Genomic DNA, 18,980 nt, shown 5'->3' with positions numbered 1-18,980 from the left:
CCTCATGAGTGCGTTAAATAAAAAGAGTTTTCTCACCTATTTGAAAGAAGGTGGGATTTACGTGGTTCTTTTAGTATTGCTGGCCATTATTATTTTCCAGGATCCGACTTTCTTAAGTTTGCTGAACTTAAGTAATATTCTGACCCAGTCTTCGGTGCGTATTATTATCGCTCTCGGCGTGGCCGGACTTATTGTCACCCAGGGAACCGACCTATCAGCCGGACGCCAGGTCGGCCTGGCGGCGGTTATCGCCGCCACGATGCTGCAGGCGGTGGACAATGCCAATAAGGTGTTCCCGGAGATGGCCACGATGCCGATCCCGCTGGTTATCCTGCTGGTGTGTGCGATCGGCGCGGTCATTGGTCTTATCAACGGTATTATCATCGCTTACCTGAACGTGACGCCGTTTATCACCACCCTCGGCACGATGATCATCGTTTACGGTATCAACTCCCTGTATTACGACTTTGTTGGCGCGTCGCCGATTTCCGGCTTCGATAGCCACTTCTCGCAGTTTGCCCAGGGGTTTGTGGCGCTGGGCTCATTCCGCCTGTCGTATATCACCTTCTATGCGCTGATTGCCGTGTTCTTCGTATGGATCCTGTGGAACAAGACCCGCTTTGGTAAAAACATTTTTGCTATCGGCGGTAACCCGGAAGCGGCGAAGGTCTCCGGCGTCAACGTCGCCCTGAACCTGCTGATGATTTATGCGCTCTCCGGCGTGTTCTACGCGTTCGGCGGGCTGCTGGAAGCCGGACGTATCGGTTCGGCGACCAACAACCTTGGCTTTATGTATGAACTGGATGCGATTGCCGCCTGCGTGGTCGGCGGCGTATCGTTCAGCGGCGGGGTCGGTACCGTATTTGGCGTGGTGACCGGGGTGATAATCTTCACCGTCATCAACTACGGTCTGACCTATATCGGCGTGAACCCGTACTGGCAGTACATTATCAAAGGGGCGATTATCATCTTCGCCGTGGCGCTGGATTCGCTGAAGTATGCGCGGAAGAAGTAACGATTAGTGAATGAAGGCAGGCGTCAGTTCAGGCGTCTGCCTTTTGCATTTTCTGGATGATAATTTGCCGCCTTCCTGCCACTCGAATTATTCAGGGTATCTATCCTCAGTATCCCGATACTCACTCGCGTAATCGGAAAAGTATTCCCGCTCGATAAGACGCCAGTTATCACGCTCACTTTATGGAGGCTTTACTTCTCTTTTTTCTGCAGCTCCAGCAGCTGCTGCGGCGTGACCGCCGGATAGGACTGCGCGCCGTCGGGAACTTCCTGCAGCGCGGGAATCGGGATCAGCGGGCCTAAAAAGCGCGGTTCGCGTTTAAAAATATAGAGATCCGCCAGCGCGCCGAAGCGGGCGCCGAACTCGCGCAGGCGAACGCTCCACATATCCTTCGGCGACGGCACCGCGTAGCACTGCGCCTGAATCCCCATATGCAGGGCAATAAACAGCGCGCGCTCGCAGTGGAAGCGTTGGGTAATAATAATAAAGTCGTTAGTATCGAAGACTTTACGGGTGCGGACAATCGAATCGAGCGTACGGAAACCCGCATAGTCCAGCACAATATCCGCCGGATCGACGCCGGCTTTAATTAAATCGCGGCGCATGGTCATCGGCTCGTTATAGCTTTGCAGCGCGTTATCGCCGCTGAGCAGCAGGTAGTTCACCTTGCCGCTATTGTAGGCGTTCAGCGCGCCCTGAATCCGGTAACGATAATATTGGTTGATAACCCCGGTACGGTAGTACTTGGCGGTACCGAGCACGACGCCGACCTGGCGGTAGGGCAGGTCCTGTAGCTCATCGTAAATATAGGGAGAGGTTTTCCAGCTCATCCAGCGGTCGAGTCCCAACACGGTTAACAGCAGCAAGCCGAACAGGACTAACAGGCTGTATAACACACGCTTTAACATGAACCTGGCTCAATAGTGGACGAAGGAAGCTTCAGGCTACTTTACCCGTCGGGCAAGCGCAAGAAACCGTCGTTTAATTGCGGGGATTTTCAACAGCGCGGGCCGTTTGGCCCGCAGAATGTGACTAACCTAACAGTACGCGATCGATATTATGGCAGCCCAGCGCCTTCAGCGTCGCCGCGGTGGCGTCCCACTGGATAAGCGCCGCATCGGCCTTCTCGGCCAGGATCGCGCGCTGGATATCCGGGTAATCGTATCCGTTGAGGCTCAGCAGATTCAGCGCACCCTGCAGCGGGGGCAGCGTCGGGTTAAAGGCGGCGTTTTCGGCATAGCTACCGGTGAAAAGGGTACCGTCTTTCAGCTCCAGCGCAACGCCGGATGGTGAGTTGCTGTAAGGCATATGGCAACGGTTGGCCGCCTGAATCGCCGCCTGAGCCAGCGCGTCGCCGCTGAGCGGGAAGCCGTGGTCCTGCTCATCCATCAGCAGGGTTTTTATGTCCAGATCTTTCGGGCCGAAAGCGTCCGGCAAATAGTGCTGCAGCGAATGCGCTTCGCGCCCGGGGAGGTGGATGCGCAGCGACAGGCCGCTGTTCAGTTCGTTCATAAACTGACGACAGTGGCCGCAGGGGGTGTAGTTCACGGTAATCGCCCGCAGGGATTTTTCGCCGCGCAGCCAGGCGTGGCTGATGGCGCTTTGTTCGGCGTGCACGGTTTGCTGCATGGTGGCGCCGAGAAATTCCATATTGCCGCCGAAGTACCAGGTACCGCTGATGCCGCGGGCAATCGCGCCGACGTTAAAATGCGACAGATCGGCCCGCGCGCAGGCCGCCGCCAGCGGCAACAAAGCAAAGGCCAGCGCGTCTTCATCCAGCCCCGTCGCGCTTTGCAGCGCTGCCACCTGGTCTGCATTCAGCAGGGCCGGGAAATGCGGGTCGGCCAGCATCGGGGCGATGGCCGCTTGCAGGTCCGCCGCCAGTTGGGGAAGAACAGCTTGAAAACGTGGGTGCATGGCGTTGCCTCATAACAATGTAATGGAAATCTAGTGTACGGGTGGTTACAACCTGTATATGTGATAAACATCTCATTGTCATTGCAACTAATTCGTGTTGCATTTAAAAATGTGACTTAAATCACATTTAACCAACCACTGCTAAAATGAGCGGAAACAAAAACGGCGCGACCAGCGAGGTAATAATCCCGCAAAGCACCAGCGCCAGCGAGCTGAACGCCCCTTCCTGATAGTCGAGCTCAGCGCAGCGGGCGGTCCCCAGGGCGTGGGATGCGGTACCCATCGACAGCCCGCGCGAGGCCTTGGTGCGGATGCGCATCACATTCAGCAGGGTGTGGCCAAAGACCGCGCCGAGAATGCCGACGAAAATAACGCAGACCGCGCTGATCGCCGGGATCCCGCCAATGCTGCTGCTCACCGCCATGGCGATCGGCGTCGTTACCGATTTCGGCAAAATAGAGGCGGCAATCTGCGGGGTTGCGCCCATCATCAGGGCAACGGTAGTGCCGGTGACCATCGCCACCACGCTGCCGATAAAGCAGATGGTGATGATTGACTTCCAGCGGGCGCGGATTTGGTGCAGCTGCTCATACAAAGGAAAGGCCAACGCCACCACCGCCGGCTGCAGCAGGTCGTTAAGAATTTTGCTGCCGAGGAAATAGCGCTCGTAGGAGATGCCGGTAATCAGCAGAAAAGGTATCAGCACCACCATCGCGACCAGCAGCGGGTTGAGAAGCGGAAATTTAAACCGCGCCGCCAGCCTGCGGGCAAGGAAAAAGACGGCCAGGGTTAACGGCAGCGACCACCAGATTTCATGGATCATTTTTCACTTCCTTTTTGCCCAACCACTTTGCGCTCACCGTGAACCAGGTGTGAACTCCAGCTGACCACTAAAAAGACCACCAGCGTGCTTATCGCGCAGGAGACCACCACCGGGCCAAACTGCGCGCGCAGTAAATCCCAGTACTGCATGACGCCGACGCCGATAGGCACAAACAGCAGCGCCATATAGCGAATCAGGATATTGCAGCCGGGGTTGACCCACTGTGCAGGCAAGATTTGCAGCGCCAGCAGAAAAAACAGAATCAACATGCCAATAATGCTGCCGGGAATCGCGATCGGCAGGAGCGAAGAGAGAAAAATGCCCGCATACAGGCAGGCGTAGATGAGCACGAAAGCGCGCAGATACTGCCAGATAATAATCAGTGATTTACTCATGGTAATAACCCTTGATGAACCGCATTCATCATACAATTAAAGCCAAAAATGTGCTACCGATCACATCATGAATTCTGCGCATACCTGCGATAGAGACCGTGAACACCGGACCGGGCGACGGTCAGAGTGAAGATTGCAGGGACAGGCAATGGAGAAATCGGCTCAGCGCCAGCGACGGCGCTTCACTTTTTCGCCAGAACACCCCAACGCTACCTTTTTGTTCAATGCGCGGCAAATTAAGAATCGCCAGCTGGTGCTGGGCCGCGTAGCGCTGTGCCAGGCGCAGTGAGAGAATCGAGACCATATCGCTGCTCTGCAGCAGATTGCTGGTGACGTTCATCGAGGCGGACTCAATGGTGTTTTCCGGCAGCATCACGCCGTTATCCACCAGCGCGTTGTCGATGCTCAGGCGAATTGGCGTGCCGGTGGGCCAGACGATCCAGCGCCACGGAGAGAGGTCGGCCCAGCTTAATCGCGATTTCTGGGCCAGCGGGTGATCGGGGCGGGCGACAAAGCAGACCGGTTCGGTGTAGAGCACCCGGTAGCTCAGCGGCAGCTCCAGCGCCCGCCCGCCGACGCGCCCGACGACGACATCCACCACCCCGGCGAGCAGGTCGTTAAGCAGCGGCGTCATCACTTTCTCTTCAATATTCAGGTGCAGGGTCGGCATCTCTTTCAGCAGTTCGAGGATCGCCTGTGAGACGCAGTCGGTCGCCACCGGCGAACAGCCGATCATCAGGCTGCCCACCTGTCCTCCCTGTTTAAAACGCTCGATTTCATACTGCGAACGCGACATATCGTTAATCAGCCGCTGGGCGTGCTGAAGCAGCAGCTTTCCGCCTTCGGTCGGGCGCAGACCTTTGCTGTGGCGTTCGAACAAAACCATGCCGACTTCGTCTTCAAACTGGCTGAGCCATTTGGAGAGCGCGGGCTGAGTAATGTTCATCATTTTCGCCACCTGCGTGAGATTGCCTTGCTCCCCCAGCGCCACCAGCATCTGTAAATGGTGCAGCTTCAGTTTCTGCGTCCAGTCTGCCATCAGCGATAACCTCCAGGTTATGTCTATGCCCGAAATACCATTGTACATTTCATTGCCACAGTTACAAACTCGCAACATAAAAGAAATAAATACAACATCTACCCCTACCTGCTCTGAGGCATAATCATGACTCAACGACTTGAACTACAAAAACTACTCAACGCTGCGCCGGTCGGCGCCCGGCAGTGGCGCGTGATTATCTGCTGTTTCCTGGTGGTGATGCTTGATGGCTTCGATACCGCCGCGATTGGTTTTATTGCGCCGGATATCCGCAGCCACTGGCAATTAACCGCCGGTGACCTCGCGCCGCTATTTGGCGCAGGGCTGCTGGGCCTGACCGCCGGGGCGCTGCTCTGCGGTCCGCTCTCCGACCGCTTTGGCCGCAAACGGGTGATTGAGTTCTGCGTCGCGCTGTTCGGCCTGTTCAGCCTGCTTTCCGCGTTTGCCCCCGATCTACAGATGCTGGTGTTCCTGCGTTTTCTGACCGGTCTCGGCCTCGGCGGCGCGATGCCTAATACCATTACCATGACCTCGGAATATCTGCCCGCCCGGCGGCGCGGGGCGCTGGTGACCCTGATGTTTTGTGGATTCACCCTCGGCTCGGCCTTCGGCGGCGTGGTCAGCGCGCAGCTGGTCCCGCTGATTGGCTGGCACGGTATTCTGGTGCTGGGCGGCGTTTTGCCGCTGCTGCTGGCGGTGGCGCTGATACCGCTGCTTCCCGAATCTCCGCGCTGGCAGATCCGTCGCCAGCTCCCGCAGGCGGTGATTGCCAAAAACGTTAGTGCCATAACCGGCGAACGCTATACCGATACCCATTTCTGGCTTGATGAGCCTGCCGCAGGGGCGAAGGGCAGCATCAGCCAGCTGTTCACCGGTCGCCAGCTGGCCATCACCTTAATGCTATGGGTGGTGTTCTTTATGAGCCTGCTGATTATCTATCTGCTCTCCAGCTGGATGCCGACGCTGCTTAACCACCGCGGGATTGATTTACAGCACGCTTCGTGGGTCACCGCCGCCTTCCAGATTGGCGGTACCTTTGGCGCGCTGCTGCTCGGCGCGCTGATGGATCGCTACAACCCGTATCGGGTGCTGGCGCTGAGCTACGGCCTGGGGGCGGTCTGTATCGTCATGATTGGCCTGAGCGAGAACGGCCTGTGGCTGATGGCGCTGGCGATTTTCGGCACCGGGATTGGCATCAGCGGCTCGCAGGTAGGGCTGAATGCGCTAACCGCTACGCTGTATCCCACCCAAAGCCGCGCGACTGGGGTGAGCTGGTCAAACGCGATTGGCCGCTGCGGAGCCATTGTTGGTTCGCTCTCCGGCGGCGTGATGATGGCGATGAATTTCTCTTTTGACACCCTGTTTTTTGTTATCGCAGTACCGGCCGTCGTTAGCGCCGTGATGCTTGTCCTGCTGACGCTTGCCGTCCGCAACCCAACATCTGTACCTGCCGCGTTGCCTTCTGCTGGCATCGTGAATAAATAAGGAGAACGCTCATGACTCAATCTTCAATGGAAATCAATAAAGACCGTCAGCAGTACTATCAGCATATTTCCGGCCAAAACCTGACGCCGCTTTGGGAATCGCTGCACCATCTGGTGCCGAAAACGCCGAATCCTACCTGTGCACCGGCCTACTGGAACTATCAGGAGATTCGTCCGCTGCTGCTGAAAAGCGGCGAGCTGATTGGCGCGAAAGAGGCGATACGCCGCGTGCTGGTGCTGGAGAACCCGGCGCTGCGCGGACAGTCATCGATTACCTCCTCGCTGTACGCCGGTTTACAGCTGATCATGCCCGGCGAAGTGGCGCCGAGCCACCGTCATAACCAGTCGGCGCTGCGCTTTGTGGTTGAAGGTGAAGGGGCATTTACCGCCGTCGACGGCGAACGCACCGCCATGCGCGCCGGCGACTTTATTCTGACGCCGCAGTGGCGCTGGCACGATCACGGCAATCCCGGCAATGAGCCGGTGGTCTGGCTCGACGGCCTCGACCTGCCGCTGGTGAACTATCTGGGCTGCGGCTTCGCTGAGGATTACCCGGAAGATCAGCAGCCGGTGACCCGCAAAGAGGGAGACTACCTGCCGCGCTACGCCGCCAATATGCTGCCGCTGCGCCATCAGGTCGGTAACTCTTCGCCCATCTTTAACTATCGCTACGACCGCAGCCGCGAAGCGCTGCACGACCTGACGCGTATGGGCGATGCCGACGAGTGGGACGGCTATAAAATGCGCTACGTTAACCCGGTTACCGGCGGCTATCCGATGCCGTCGATGGGCGCCTTCCTGCAGCTGTTACCGAAAGGGTTTACCTCACGCGCGGCGAAAACCACCGACAGCACTATCTATCACGTGGTGGAAGGCAGCGGCCAGGTCACCATTGGCGAACAGACCTTCGCCTTCCAGGCAAAAGATATCTTCGTGGTGCCGACCTGGCACGCCGTCTCTTTTAACTCTGCCGAAGATACCGTGTTATTCAGCTTTTCGGACCGTCCCGTGCAGGAAGCGCTCGGCCTGTTCCGCGAAGCGCGTTATTAAAAATGAAGAATAAGGAATCCATCATGACTCAATACGTTTTTGCACCCCAGGCCCCGATTAGCGTTCCGGTTGTCGGCAGCGATGAGCAGTTCCCGGTGCGCCGCGTTTACTGCGTGGGCCGCAACTACGCCGCTCACGCGCGTGAAATGGGCTTTGACCCGGATCGCGAACCGCCGTTTTTCTTCTGTAAGCCAGCCGATGCGGTGGTGCCCGTCGCTGCGGGAGAGACGCTGGAGTTACCGTATCCGACGCAAACCGACAACTATCACTACGAAATTGAACTGGTGGTGGCGATTGGCAAGCGGGGAAGCGATATCCCGCTGGAGCAGGCCCATGAGTATATCTGGGGCTATGCCACGGGGCTGGATATGACCCGCCGCGATCGCCAGATGGAGATGCGCCAGATGGGCCGTCCGTGGGAGATTGGTAAAGCTTTTGACCTTTCCGCGCCGATTGCGCCGCTGCATAAAGCGGATACGGCGGACGTGAACCAGGCCGGAATTTGGCTGCAGGTAAACGGGGAAGATCATCAGCGCAGCGATATTCGTCACCTGATCTGGTCGGTCAATGAAACCATCAGCTATCTTTCCGGCTTCTTTGAGCTGCAGCCCGGCGATCTGATTTTCACCGGCACGCCGGAAGGCGTCGGCGCGGTGGTGAAAGGCGATGTCATCACCGGCAACGTAGATGGACTGACGCCAATCGCCGTGCGCGTGGTGTGAGGTGAATGATGAAGCTGTACAGTTTTTTCAATAGCTCAGCCTCCTACCGCGTGCGCATCGCGCTGGCGCTGAAAGGCATCGACTACCAGAGCGTGGGCGTCAATATCCGCATCGGTCAGCAGAACGCGCTGGAGTACCGGCGGCTGAATCCGGTTGGCCTGGTGCCAACGTTGATTACTGATGATGGTGAATCTCTCGGCCAGTCGCTGGCGATTGCCGACTGGCTGGATCGGCACTATCTGCAGCCGCTGCTGCTGCCCCAGGAGGACAGCGCGCGGATGCGGGTCCTGGAGATTGTTTACGCCATCGCCTGCGATATTCACCCAATAAACAACATGCGCGTTTTACGCTACCTCAGCGACGAACTGAAGGTGAGCGAAGAGGAGAAAAAGCGCTGGTATGCGCACTGGATCCAGCAGGGATTCAGCGCCGTCGAGCAGCTATTGCGCCACGCGAAATCCGGCGATTTTTGCGTGGGCGATGCGCCCACGCTGGCAGACTGCTGTCTGGTTCCGCAGTGGGCCAACGCGCTGAGAATGGGCTGCGATCTCAGCCACTATCCGCGCTGCCAGGCGGTCTATGACGTCTGCACCCGGCTACCGGCGTTTATCGCCGCCGCGCCGGAAAACCAACAAGATAAGATCCCGGCTTAGGAGGCAACATGGCAAAAGTGATGCGAGCAATTATTGTCGGCGGTGGTATTGGCGGAGCGGCCACGGCGCTCTCTCTGGCGCGCCAGGGCATCAAAGTGATGCTGCTGGAAAAGGCGCATGAAATCGGCGAAATCGGCGCGGGGATCCAGCTTGGCCCTAACGCGTTCTCGGCGCTGGACAGCCTCGGCGTCGGCGCAGTCGCCCGGCAGCGGGCGGTATTTACCGACCATATCACCATGATGGATGCGGTAAGCGGCGAAGAGGTGGTGCATATTGAGACCGGACAGGCGTTCCGCGACCATTTTGGCGGGCCGTATGCGGTGATCCACCGGGTAGACATCCACGCCACCGTCTGGGAGGCGGCGCAGAGTCATCCGGGCGTGGAGTACCGCACCTCGACCCAGGTGGTGGATATCCGCCAGACCGCCGACGACGTGACGGTTTTCGATGACAAAGGCAACAGCTGGACGGCGGATATCCTGATCGGCTGCGACGGCGTGAAGTCGGTGGTGCGCCAGAGCCTGCTGGGCGATACGCCGCGGGTGACCGGCCATGTAGTCTATCGCGCGGTGGTCGACGCCGCCGATATGCCGGACGATTTGCGCATTAACGCGCCGGTGCTGTGGGCCGGTCCGCACTGCCACCTGGTGCATTATCCGCTGCGCGGCGGCAAGCAGTACAATCTGGTGGTGACCTTCCACAGCCGGGAGACAGAAGAGTGGGGCGTGCGCGACGGCAGTAAAGAAGAGGTGCTCTCCTACTTTAAAGGCATTCACCCGCGTCCCCGGCAGATGCTGGATAAGCCGACCTCCTGGCGGCGCTGGTCCACCGCCGACCGCGAGCCGGTAGAGAAATGGGGCAACGACCGCATCACGCTGGTTGGCGATGCCGCTCACCCGGTGGCGCAGTATATGGCCCAGGGGGCCTGTATGGCGCTGGAAGACGCGGTGACGCTGGGTAAAGCCCTGGCGCAGTGCGACGGCGACGCCGCCCGCGCTTTCGCGCTGTATGAGTCGGTACGTATTCCGCGTACCGCGCGGATCGTCTGGTCGACGCGTGAAATGGGGCGGGTCTATCACGCCGCCGGCGTTGAGCGCCAGGTACGCAACCTGCTGTGGAAAGGCAAGACCCAGAGCGAGTTTTATCGCGGCATCGAGTGGCTGTACGGCTGGAAAGAGGATAACTGCCTGGAACCACGTTAAGCGGCTGTGCATTTCCCGGGGCGCAGACAGAGGTGACCTTGTAGCCCGGCTAAGCGCAGCGCAAGCCGGGAAGCAGCAGCGCCGCCGCCGGGAAAACCGATCTTGGCCCCTTTCAACCCGCATCCAGAGGCGCTAACATAGCGCCTCTTTTTTCCGGGCAATGAAAAAACAATATGCGTGTATTACTGGCGCCGATGGAAGGCGTGCTCGATTCGCTGGTGCGCGAGCTGCTGACCGAAGTGAATGATTACGATCTCTGCATCACCGAATTCTTGCGCGTGGTGGATCAGCTCCTGCCGGTAAAATCGTTCTACAGACTGTGTCCGGAACTGCATAACAACAGCCTGACGCCGTCCGGCACCCGCGTGCGCGTGCAGCTGCTCGGGCAGTATCCGCAGTGGCTGGCGGAAAACGCCGCTCGCGCGGTCGAGCTCGGTTCCTGGGGCGTTGACCTTAACTGCGGCTGCCCGTCAAAGCTGGTGAACGGCAGCGGCGGCGGGGCGACGCTGCTCAAAGATCCCGAGCTTATCTATCGCGGCGCCAAAGCGATGCGCGAGGCGGTTCCCGGCCATCTGCCGGTCACGGTAAAAGTGCGGCTTGGCTGGGACAGCGGCGAGCGGCGGTTTGAAATTGCCGATGCGGTCCAGCAGGCGGGCGCCAGCGAGCTGGTGGTTCACGGCCGCACCAAAGAGGATGGCTATAAAGCGGAGCGCATTGACTGGCAGGCTATTGGCGAAATCCGTCAGCGCCTGACTATCCCGGTGGTGGCCAACGGTGAAATCTGGGACTGGCAAAGCGCCCAGGATTGCCTGGCCGCGACCGGCTGCGATGCGGTGATGATTGGCCGCGGCGCGCTGAACGTTCCAAACCTGAGCCGGGTGATAAAATATAACGAACCGCGTATGCCCTGGCCGCAGGTGGTCGAACTGCTGCAAAAATACACCCGTCTGGAAAAGCAGGGCGACACCGGCCTTTATCACGTCGCGCGGATAAAACAGTGGCTGAGCTATTTGCGTAAAGAGTACCTCGAAGCGGCTGACCTGTTCAGCGCGGTACGCACCCTACAGGATTCAACCAGCATAGCGCGCACGATTAACGACTGGCGTAGCTAAACTATCTGACCGGCATCACATTTTTTAGCTTGTCCCATTGAGATTACCCGGGGGACAGTGAAATACTCACTACCGATTGTTACTGCTCCGGCAGGCAAAACCTGATTTCCTGGCATCCGTCGGGGTCAGGTTTTTTTGTTTTTGGGGTTCATATGCAAATCGCCAAAGTACTTAATAATAATGTAGTGGTGGTTGTTGATGAGCAGCAGCGCGAACAGGTGGTCATGGGCCGAGGACTTGCCTTTCAGAAACGCGTTGGTGACTCTCTTGATGAAAGTAAAATTGAAAAGGTCTTCGCGCTGCAGAGCGATGAACTGGTTGGCCGTTTAGGTGAATTACTCAGTCAGATACCGTTAGAAGTGATGACGACCTGCGATCGGATTATCGATCTGGCGCGCGGTCGTCTCGGGAAGTTACAGGATAGTTTGTACATTACCCTGACCGACCACTGCCACTTTGCGATTGAGCGGCAGAAGAAGGGCATCGCTATTCGTAATGTGCTGCTGTGGGAAATAAAGCGGCTGTATCCGAAGGAATTTGAGTTAGGGCAGGAAGCGCGGGCGATTATCGCCAAACGGCTCGGGGTTGAACTGGCCGAAGATGAAGCGGGTTTTATCGCCCTGCATCTGGTCACGGCGCAGCTCAACAGCGAAATGCCGGAAGTGATGCACGTCACCCGGGTCATGCAGGAGATCCTGCAGCTGGTGAAGTATCAGCTGACGCTGAACTACGACGAAGAGTCGCTGAGCTACCAGCGCTTTGTCACCCATCTCAAGTTTTTCGCCCAGCGTATGCTGACGCGAACGGTGGTCGAAGATGATGATGTGACGCTGCACAGCGCGGTAAAGGATAACTACCCTAAAGCGTGGAAGTGTGCGGAAACCGTCGCCCGGCACCTGCAAAAGAGCTACCAGCGGCCGCTGACGACGGAAGAAATTATGTTTCTCGCCATTCATATTGAGCGGGTGAGAAAAGAGGGACGCTAAGCGCCGATCGGGCCTGGCGCATAGCTCCCGCGCTACAACTGGATTGTTACTGCATTACGCAGGCAAAACCTGAGCGCAACGCCTACACGGCGTTGTTCTCGGGTTTTTTTATTTTTAATACTCAGTTAACGATGCCTGCGGGCAGCGGAAGTAAGGAAAAACAGCATGGAATATAAAGCACTCGCGCAGGATATTCTCAGCCGGGTTGGTGGCAAAGAGAATATTGTGAGTCTGGTTCACTGCGCAACGCGGCTGCGTTTTAAGCTCAAAGATAGCAAGAAGGCGGATGCCGAAGGACTGAAGGCGAATCCTGGCGTCATCATGGTGGTGGAAAGCGGCGGCCAGTTTCAGGTGGTCATCGGTAACCACGTGCACGATGTCTGGCTGGCGGTGCGCAGCGAAGCCGGACTGACGGATGACAGCGAGCCGGTGGCGGTGAAAGGCGAAAAAGTGTCGATTATCGGCCAGCTTATCGACGTGGTTTCCGGTATCTTCACCCCGTTTATCGGCGTCCTGGCGGCCTCGGGGATCCTCAAAGGGCTGCTGGCGCTGGCGGTGGTTTGCGGCTGGTTAACGACGCAGCAGGCAACCTACAAAATCTGGTTTGCCGCCAGCGATGCGCTGTTCTTCTTTTTCCCGCTGTTTCTCGGCTATACCGCCGGTAAGAAATTTGGCGGCAACGCCTTTATTACCATGGTGATCGGCGGCGCGTTAACCCACCCGCTGATGATTCAATCTTTTGAAGCCAGTATGGCGCCTGACGCCGCGACGGAGTATTTCCTTGGGATTCCGGTGACCTTTATCAATTACAGTTCATCGGTCATCCCGATTATCCTCGCCTCGTGGGTGAGCTGCTGGATTGAGCGGCGCAGCAACGCGATACTGCCCTCGTCGATGAAGAACTTCTTTACCCCGGCGATTTGCCTGGCCGTGGTCGTCCCGCTCACGTTTCTGATTATCGGCCCGGTTGCGACCTGGCTGAGCCAGCAGCTGGCCAACGGCTATCAGCTTATCTATCAGGTTGCGCCCTGGCTTGCCGGCGCGGCGATGGGGGCGCTGTGGCAGGTGTGCGTCATCTTTGGGCTGCACTGGGGCCTGATACCGTTAATGATTAACAACCTTGCCGTGCTTGGCCATGATTCGATGATGCCGATGCTGCTGCCGGCGGTGATGGGGCAGGTTGGCGCCGCGCTGGGGATTTTCCTGCGCACCCGCGATGCGCGGCAAAAAGTGCTGGCGGGCTCGGCGGTATCCGCGGGGATCTTCGGCGTGACCGAGCCGGCGATTTATGGGCTGAATCTGCCGCTCCGCCGTCCGTTTATCTTCGGCTGCGTCGCTGGCGCCATCGGCGGCGCGATTGTCGGCTTTAGCGACAGCCACGTCTATTCTTTCGGTTTCGGTAATATTTTCACCCTGGCGCAGATGATCCCGCCGCAGGGCATTGACGCCACGGTATGGGGCGGCGCGCTGGGGACGGTTGCCGCTTTAATTATCGCCTGCGTTCTCACGTTAGTCGCCGGGCTGCCGCGCAGCACCGCTGAACAGGCGGCCGTTGTGGTGGCTCCGGCCTCGGAAAATGACATCCTGGCGCCGATGACCGGCAGCGTACTGGCGTTGGATCAGGTTCCCGATAGCACCTTCGCCAGCGGTTTACTTGGCCAGGGCGTGGCGATTATCCCCTCAGTGGGCAAAGTTATTGCGCCGTTCTCGGGCGAGGTCGCCTCGATTTTTCAGACGAAACATGCCATCGGTCTGCTGAGCGATAGCGGAATCGAGCTGCTCATCCACGTGGGCATCGACACCGTCAAGCTCGATGGCGCACCGTTCACCGCCCACGTTAAAGAGGGCGACAAAATCAAAGCGGGCGATCTGCTGCTGGAGTTTGACCGTCAGGCGATTCTGAACGCCGGTTACGATCTGGCGACGCCCATTATTATCAGCAACAGCGACGATTTTCGTGCTCTCGACATCGTATCCGCCAGCGCGGTGGATGCCGGTCAGCCGCTGTTGTCCGTAAGCCGTTAATCACAGGAGAGAGATGAATGAAGACATTCCCACAGGCGTTTTTATGGGGCGGCGCGACCGCGGCAAACCAGGTTGAAGGCGCTTATCTGGAAGACGGGAAGGGATTAACCACTTCTGACGTCCAGCCGCGCGGCGTATTTGGCGACGTCGTAGAACGCGTGCCTGGCGATAGCGGTATAAAAGATGTTGCTATCGATTTTTACCATCGTTATCCGGAGGATATCAGCCTCTTTGCCGAGATGGGCTTTAACTGCCTGCGCGTATCCATTGCCTGGGCGCGTATTTTCCCTGAGGGCGATGAGGCGCAGCCAAACGAAGCCGGGCTGGCCTTTTACGATAAGCTGTTTGATGAAATGGCGAAGCACAATATTACTCCGCTGGTGACCCTGTCCCACTATGAGATGCCGTGGGCGCTGGTGAAAAACTACGGCGGCTGGGGCAATCGCAAAGTCATTGGCTTCTTCGAACGCTACGCCCGTACGGTGTTTGCGCGCTACCAGGCGAAGGTCAAACTGTGGCTGACCTTTAATGAAATCAATATGTCCCTGCACGCGCCGATGACCGGCGTCGGTCTGCCGGCCGACAGCAGCAAAGCTGAAGTCTACCAGGCCATTCATCATCAGCTGGTGGCGAGCGCGCTGGCGGCTAAGGCCTGCCATGACATCGTGCCTGAGGGCAAAATCGGCAACATGCTGCTCGGCGGCCTGATGTATCCGCTGAGCTGCAAACCGGACGATATTTTTGAAACCCTGCAGCAGAACCGCAGCTGGCAGTTCTTTGGCGATGTCCAGTGCCGCGGCGCTTACCCGGGCTATATGCTGCGCTATTTCCGCGACAACGGCATTAGCCTTGAGATCGCCGATGCCGATCGCGAAGCCCTGAAAGAGACCGTTGATTTTATCTCCTTCAGCTACTATATGACCGGCTGCGTGACCGCCGACGAAGAGCTGAACAAAAAATCGCGCGGCAATATTCTCAGCATGGTGCCGAACCCGCACCTGGCAAGCTCGGAGTGGGGCTGGCAGATTGACCCCCTTGGCCTGCGCACGCTGCTGAACGTGCTGTGGGATCGCTATCAGAAGCCGCTGTTTATCGTGGAAAACGGCCTGGGCGCAAAGGATAAGGTGGAAGCCGACGGCAGCATCAACGACGATTACCGGATCAGCTACCTTAACGACCATCTGGTGCAGGCTCGTGAGGCAATAGAGGACGGCGTTGAGCTGATGGGCTATACCAGCTGGGGGCCTATCGACCTGGTGAGCGCGTCGAAGGCGGAGATGTCCAAACGCTATGGCTTTATCTACGTCGATCGCGACGATGAAGGCAACGGCACCCTGGCGCGCAGCCGCAAGAAAAGCTTCTGGTGGTATAAAGAGGTAATCGCCACCAACGGCGGCAGCTTAAAAGAGTAATGCCCTGAGCACGAAGCTAACATCAGCCTTATGGCCCGGATAACTTCCGGGCCTTTTTGCCTATTACGCCGGCTTGCGCGCGCGCAGGAGAAAAATCATCGGCCGCTCTTTTTCTTCATCCAGCGCCGGCTGAGCGGCAATCTGCTCCGCCGTCGGTCCCCACTCATCCAGATGCTCGATGATAAAACCGGCGGCGATCAGCTGGTTTATCCAGCTGGAAAGCTTGCGGTGCTGCTTTTTCACCCCGTCGGCAAACCAGTTGCTGATGCGCTCGCCCTCCTGCTGGTAGTGGCTCACTGGCCAACTTTTCTGCCCGTTCTCATCCACCTGCCAGCCCTGACGCGGCGGGGCGGTATAGATGGGATGCTCGGCGGAGAACAGCAGCGTGCCGCCGGGCGTCAGCGCCCGGTAAACGGTGGTGAACAGCGGCGCCACGTCGGGCAGATAGTGCAGCGCCAGCGAGCTATAGACCAGCTCGCAGCTATCGGCGGGCAGGGTAAGCGTCTGAAGATCTTCGCAGCGATAGCGGATACCTTCGCCCTCCGTCATTTCGCGGGCGCGCTCCAGCATTCGACTGGAGAGATCCAGCCCGTCCACCTGCGCGGCGCCCCGATCGCGGGCCCAGCGGCAAAACCAGCCGTAGCCGCAGCCAAGATCGACGACGCGTAAACCGGATAATGGCGGAAGCATTTGCTGAAGGGTCGGCCATTCGGGCGCGCCTTCCAGCCCTTTGACTGAACGGTCGAGGGTGGCGTATCCGGCAAAAAAAGCGGGATCGTCATAGATGTTCTGACTCATTGTCACTCCATGAGAAGTTTATTTTTAGTCTGCTAATAGTTACGGCACACGCTTTACTAAACGGCTAGGATGCAAGTAGCTTAATATACCCGACCTTATTTAATCATCTGACCGATTTCATGAACCTGACTTTGAGCATACGCGCGTTGGCTGGCCTGCCACTGGTTATCGCGCTGGCGGGCTGCGCGCCATCGCACGATACTGGCAAGCCGCTCCAGCAGCAAACCCCGGCATCCCACGTCGCAACGGAACTGCCCGCCGCCGTGAAAAACGGCTGGCCGCAGAGCAGCTGGTGGCTGGATTACCATGACCCTCAGCTCAATAGCCTGATTCAGCGTGCCTTAGCCAATGCGTCGGATATGCAGATTGCCGAACAGCGCATCAGGCTGGCGGAAGCGCAGGCGCGGATGTCGCAATCCAGCCTGGGGCCGAACCTGGATTTTTCCGCCGATATTGAACGGCAGAAAATGTCCTCCGAGGGGCTGATGGGGCCGTTTGCCACCGATACCGACGGCAATACCGGGCCGTGGTACACCAACGGCACCTTCGGACTGACCGCCGGATGGGATCTGGACCTGTGGGGTAAAAACCGCGCGCTGCTCAAAGCGCGCATCGGTGAAGTCAAAGCCCAGGTCGCCGAAGAAGCCCAGACCCGCGAACTGCTGGCCGGCAGCGTCGCCCGCCTTTACTGGCAGTGGCAGACCGAAGCGGCCATTAAAAACGTGCTGACGCAGGTGAAGCGCGAACAGAATAATGTCGTTACCGTGGATACTGCGCTGTATCAACGCGGGATCACCAACTCGGCCGAAGGGGCCGAGAACGATATTAACGTCAGTAAAACCGATCAGCAGCTCGCCGACGTGGCGGGCAATATGAAGGAGATTGAAGCGCGGCTGATGGCGCTGACCAACAGCCAGAGCCAGGCGCTGAATCTTCATCCGGCGGATTTACCCGCCGTCAGCGCGCAAATGCCTAACCAGCTGGGCTATGAGCTGCTGGCGCGACGCCCGGACCTGCAGGTCGCGCACTGGTATATCGAGGCTTCATTAAGCGAAGTTGATGCCGCGAAAGCCGCGTTTTATCCGGATATCAACCTGATGGCCTTCCTGCAGCAGGATGCCCTGCATCTCAGCGATCTGTTCCGCCACTCTGCCCAGCAGATGGGCGTCACCGCCGGGCTGACCCTGCCGATCTTTGATAGCGGCCGCCTGAACGCGAATCTGGATATCGCCAGCGCGCAAAATGCCCTGTCGATAGCGAAGTACAACAAAGCGGTGGTCGATGCGGTTAATCAGGTGGCGAAAACCGCCAGCCAGATGGAAACGCTGATGGCGAAAAATCAGCAGCAGCAGCAGGTTGAAAAAGATGCTCAGCGGATGGTCGCGCTGGCGCAGGCGCGGATGAACGCCGGGATTATTTCCGGCTCGCGCGTCAGCCTGGCGAAGCTGCCGGCGCTGCAGGAGCGCGTCACCGCGCTGCGCCTGCACGGCCAGTGGCTTGATGCCAGCATCCAGCTGACCTCCGCGCTGGGCGGCGGGTATCATCAGGCGGCGAAGTAGTTCTGTTTCCCCGGCTCGCGCTGCGCTTAGCCGGGCTACAGGCCCATGCGATCTGTGGGGTTGTCGCCCGGATAAGGCGTTTACGCCGCCATCCGGGAACTCTCGTCACTCTTTCTTCTTTGCCTCGCGGCGCTTTAGCCACCAGTGCGCCGCAACCACCAGCACCACCGCCAGAATCAGCCAGATCCAGTGCTTCAGATGCGCATCCAGATGATGCAGCCACGGGCCAATCGCTTCCCCGCCGAGATAGCCGAGCGTGGTAAAAATTAACGCCCAGATAATCGCGCCGACAATATTCAGCGGCAGAAACACCTTCGGCGGCAGGCGGCTGGCGCCAATCAGCAGCGGGCCGATAACCCGAAAGCCGTACATAAAGCGGGTGCCGATGACAAACAGGTAGGGGCGACGCTGGATCATCCGCTGGGCCTTTTGGATCCGCTTTTTCTGGCGTGCGAATCGCCGCAGAATCCGTCCGCCAAAGCGCCTGCCGAGTAAATAAAGCAGCTGATCGCCAATCATCCCCCCCAGGGCGACCGAGATAACCACCAGCCAGAACTTCAATAATCCCTGATGTGCCGCCACGCCGCCGAGCAGCGTGATGGTTTCGCCTTCCGCCACGCTGCCAATGACCAGCGCCGCGTAGCCGTACTGGGAAATCAGGTTATTGATATCCATATAAAGATTAACTCCATAAAACGTCAGTCCCTTAATCATACACCCTGATGATAAAAATGCGGGGGAAGCGCATTTTTCTCGCTGTACACAAAATAATCTATAAGGTGAATTAT

The 18,980-nt window shown here is 58.2% G+C and carries 17 protein-coding genes and 1 pseudogene; 11 read left to right on the top strand and 7 right to left on the bottom strand.

Going from position 1 to position 18,980, the window contains the following annotated elements; translation table 11 throughout:
* Nucleotides 1–4 precede the first annotated feature (4 nt).
* Nucleotides 5–1,015 (top strand): galactose/methyl galactoside ABC transporter permease MglC, encoded by a 1,011-nt coding sequence (mglC, locus tag BJF97_RS19910; RefSeq protein WP_004122861.1) that lies wholly within the window; start codon nucleotides 5–7, stop codon nucleotides 1,013–1,015.
* Between the two features lie 191 nt (nucleotides 1,016–1,206).
* Here the strand turns inward: mglC and sanA are convergent, their stop codons facing one another.
* The 5 genes from sanA to BJF97_RS19885 form a co-directional block, all read right to left on the bottom strand.
* Nucleotides 1,207–1,923 (bottom strand): outer membrane permeability protein SanA, encoded by a 717-nt coding sequence (gene sanA, locus BJF97_RS19905; protein ID WP_004852661.1) that lies wholly within the window; start codon nucleotides 1,921–1,923, stop codon nucleotides 1,207–1,209.
* Between the two features lie 124 nt (nucleotides 1,924–2,047).
* The gene (gene cdd, locus BJF97_RS19900) at nucleotides 2,048–2,932 is read right to left on the bottom strand and encodes a cytidine deaminase (protein ID WP_014839055.1); all 885 of its coding nucleotides are present in this window, start codon (nucleotides 2,930–2,932) and stop codon (nucleotides 2,048–2,050) included.
* Nucleotides 2,933–3,059: 127 nt separating this feature from the next.
* On the bottom strand, nucleotides 3,060–3,755 hold the full coding sequence (locus BJF97_RS19895) for a CidB/LrgB family autolysis modulator (RefSeq protein WP_004122851.1): 696 nt from the start codon (nucleotides 3,753–3,755) through the stop codon (nucleotides 3,060–3,062).
* The gene (locus BJF97_RS19890) at nucleotides 3,752–4,150 is read right to left on the bottom strand and encodes a CidA/LrgA family protein (protein ID WP_014230151.1); all 399 of its coding nucleotides are present in this window, start codon (nucleotides 4,148–4,150) and stop codon (nucleotides 3,752–3,754) included. Before BJF97_RS19890 ends, BJF97_RS19895 begins: the two co-directional genes overlap by 4 nt.
* 121 nt (nucleotides 4,151–4,271) lie before the next feature.
* The gene (locus tag BJF97_RS19885; RefSeq protein WP_004852655.1) at nucleotides 4,272–5,189 is read right to left on the bottom strand and encodes a LysR family transcriptional regulator; all 918 of its coding nucleotides are present in this window, start codon (nucleotides 5,187–5,189) and stop codon (nucleotides 4,272–4,274) included.
* Between the two features lie 126 nt (nucleotides 5,190–5,315).
* On the opposite strand from BJF97_RS19885, the gene mhbT reads away from it, so the two are divergent.
* The 9 genes and pseudogenes from mhbT (at nucleotide 5,316) to ascB (ending at nucleotide 15,835) form a co-directional block, all read left to right on the top strand.
* Nucleotides 5,316–6,674, top strand: a complete 1,359-nt coding sequence (gene mhbT, locus BJF97_RS19880) for a 3-hydroxybenzoate transporter MhbT (RefSeq protein WP_032693694.1) — start codon at nucleotides 5,316–5,318, stop codon at nucleotides 6,672–6,674.
* Nucleotides 6,675–6,685: 11 nt separating this feature from the next.
* A complete protein-coding gene (gtdA, locus tag BJF97_RS19875) occupies nucleotides 6,686–7,723 on the top strand; it encodes a gentisate 1,2-dioxygenase (protein ID WP_014839053.1) in 1,038 nt (345 codons plus the stop codon).
* 23 nt (nucleotides 7,724–7,746) lie between these two features.
* On the top strand, nucleotides 7,747–8,445 hold the full coding sequence (locus BJF97_RS19870) for a fumarylacetoacetate hydrolase family protein (RefSeq protein WP_014230148.1): 699 nt from the start codon (nucleotides 7,747–7,749) through the stop codon (nucleotides 8,443–8,445).
* Nucleotides 8,446–8,453: 8 nt separating this feature from the next.
* Nucleotides 8,454–9,098, top strand: a complete 645-nt coding sequence (gene maiA, locus BJF97_RS19865) for a maleylacetoacetate isomerase (RefSeq protein WP_032693695.1) — start codon at nucleotides 8,454–8,456, stop codon at nucleotides 9,096–9,098.
* A gap of 8 nt (nucleotides 9,099–9,106) precedes the next feature.
* The gene (locus BJF97_RS19860) at nucleotides 9,107–10,300 is read left to right on the top strand and encodes a 3-hydroxybenzoate 6-monooxygenase (RefSeq protein WP_014839052.1); all 1,194 of its coding nucleotides are present in this window, start codon (nucleotides 9,107–9,109) and stop codon (nucleotides 10,298–10,300) included.
* 173 nt (nucleotides 10,301–10,473) lie between these two features.
* Nucleotides 10,474–11,412 (top strand): tRNA dihydrouridine(16) synthase DusC, encoded by a 939-nt coding sequence (gene dusC, locus BJF97_RS19855; RefSeq protein WP_014230145.1) that lies wholly within the window; start codon nucleotides 10,474–10,476, stop codon nucleotides 11,410–11,412.
* Nucleotides 11,413–11,564: 152 nt separating this feature from the next.
* Entirely contained in the window at nucleotides 11,565–12,398 is an 834-nt protein-coding gene (gene bglG / locus BJF97_RS19850; protein ID WP_014230144.1) for a transcriptional antiterminator BglG, read from the top strand.
* A 53-nt stretch (nucleotides 12,399–12,451) separates the two neighbouring features.
* Nucleotides 12,452–14,423, top strand: a pseudogene (gene bglF, locus BJF97_RS19845) (PTS beta-glucoside transporter subunit IIABC).
* Nucleotides 14,424–14,440: 17 nt separating this feature from the next.
* The gene (ascB, locus tag BJF97_RS19840) at nucleotides 14,441–15,835 is read left to right on the top strand and encodes a 6-phospho-beta-glucosidase (RefSeq protein WP_014230142.1); all 1,395 of its coding nucleotides are present in this window, start codon (nucleotides 14,441–14,443) and stop codon (nucleotides 15,833–15,835) included.
* Nucleotides 15,836–15,898: 63 nt separating this feature from the next.
* On the opposite strand, the gene BJF97_RS19835 is transcribed toward ascB, so the two are convergent.
* Complete coding sequence (locus BJF97_RS19835; RefSeq protein WP_032693698.1) at nucleotides 15,899–16,633, bottom strand: class I SAM-dependent methyltransferase; 735 nt, start codon at nucleotides 16,631–16,633, stop codon at nucleotides 15,899–15,901.
* Between the two features lie 119 nt (nucleotides 16,634–16,752).
* On the opposite strand from BJF97_RS19835, the gene mdtQ reads away from it, so the two are divergent.
* Nucleotides 16,753–18,192, top strand: coding sequence for a multidrug resistance outer membrane protein MdtQ (gene mdtQ, locus BJF97_RS19830; protein WP_032693699.1), 1,440 nt, complete (start codon nucleotides 16,753–16,755; stop codon nucleotides 18,190–18,192).
* Nucleotides 18,193–18,297: 105 nt separating this feature from the next.
* Here mdtQ and BJF97_RS19825 read toward each other — a convergent pair whose 3' ends face one another.
* Entirely contained in the window at nucleotides 18,298–18,867 is a 570-nt protein-coding gene (locus tag BJF97_RS19825; RefSeq protein ID WP_014230139.1) for a DedA family protein, read from the bottom strand.
* Nucleotides 18,868–18,980 lie beyond the last annotated feature (113 nt).

It is taken from the genome of Klebsiella sp. LTGPAF-6F, from assembly GCF_001753185.1.
Taxonomy (GTDB): Bacteria; Pseudomonadota; Gammaproteobacteria; order Enterobacterales; family Enterobacteriaceae; genus Klebsiella; species Klebsiella michiganensis.
The sequence above is the reverse complement of the archived record's forward strand: the minus strand, read 5'-3'. Positions and strand labels throughout refer to the sequence as shown.

Excerpts from the sequence above, each read along its gene's own strand:
- dusC (WP_014230145.1), top strand. The coding sequence starts at position 10,474 with ATGCGTGTATTACTGGCGCCGATGGAAGGCGTGCTCGATTCGCTGGTG.
- maiA (WP_032693695.1), top strand. The coding sequence starts at position 8,454 with ATGAAGCTGTACAGTTTTTTCAATAGCTCAGCCTCCTACCGCGTGCGC.
- BJF97_RS19895 (WP_004122851.1), bottom strand. The coding sequence starts at position 3,755 with ATGATCCATGAAATCTGGTGGTCGCTGCCGTTAACCCTGGCCGTCTTT.
- sanA (WP_004852661.1), bottom strand. The coding sequence starts at position 1,923 with ATGTTAAAGCGTGTGTTATACAGCCTGTTAGTCCTGTTCGGCTTGCTG.
- BJF97_RS19890 (WP_014230151.1), bottom strand. The coding sequence starts at position 4,150 with ATGAGTAAATCACTGATTATTATCTGGCAGTATCTGCGCGCTTTCGTG.
- BJF97_RS19885 (WP_004852655.1), bottom strand. The coding sequence starts at position 5,189 with ATGGCAGACTGGACGCAGAAACTGAAGCTGCACCATTTACAGATGCTG.
- BJF97_RS19835 (WP_032693698.1), bottom strand. The coding sequence starts at position 16,633 with ATGAGTCAGAACATCTATGACGATCCCGCTTTTTTTGCCGGATACGCC.
- BJF97_RS19825 (WP_014230139.1), bottom strand. The coding sequence starts at position 18,867 with ATGGATATCAATAACCTGATTTCCCAGTACGGCTACGCGGCGCTGGTC.
- BJF97_RS19860 (WP_014839052.1), top strand. The coding sequence starts at position 9,107 with ATGGCAAAAGTGATGCGAGCAATTATTGTCGGCGGTGGTATTGGCGGA.
- cdd (WP_014839055.1), bottom strand. The coding sequence starts at position 2,932 with ATGCACCCACGTTTTCAAGCTGTTCTTCCCCAACTGGCGGCGGACCTG.
- bglG (WP_014230144.1), top strand. The coding sequence starts at position 11,565 with ATGCAAATCGCCAAAGTACTTAATAATAATGTAGTGGTGGTTGTTGAT.
- ascB (WP_014230142.1), top strand. The coding sequence starts at position 14,441 with ATGAAGACATTCCCACAGGCGTTTTTATGGGGCGGCGCGACCGCGGCA.
- mhbT (WP_032693694.1), top strand. The coding sequence starts at position 5,316 with ATGACTCAACGACTTGAACTACAAAAACTACTCAACGCTGCGCCGGTC.
- gtdA (WP_014839053.1), top strand. The coding sequence starts at position 6,686 with ATGACTCAATCTTCAATGGAAATCAATAAAGACCGTCAGCAGTACTAT.
- mdtQ (WP_032693699.1), top strand. The coding sequence starts at position 16,753 with ATGAACCTGACTTTGAGCATACGCGCGTTGGCTGGCCTGCCACTGGTT.
- BJF97_RS19870 (WP_014230148.1), top strand. The coding sequence starts at position 7,747 with ATGACTCAATACGTTTTTGCACCCCAGGCCCCGATTAGCGTTCCGGTT.
- mglC (WP_004122861.1), top strand. The coding sequence starts at position 5 with ATGAGTGCGTTAAATAAAAAGAGTTTTCTCACCTATTTGAAAGAAGGT.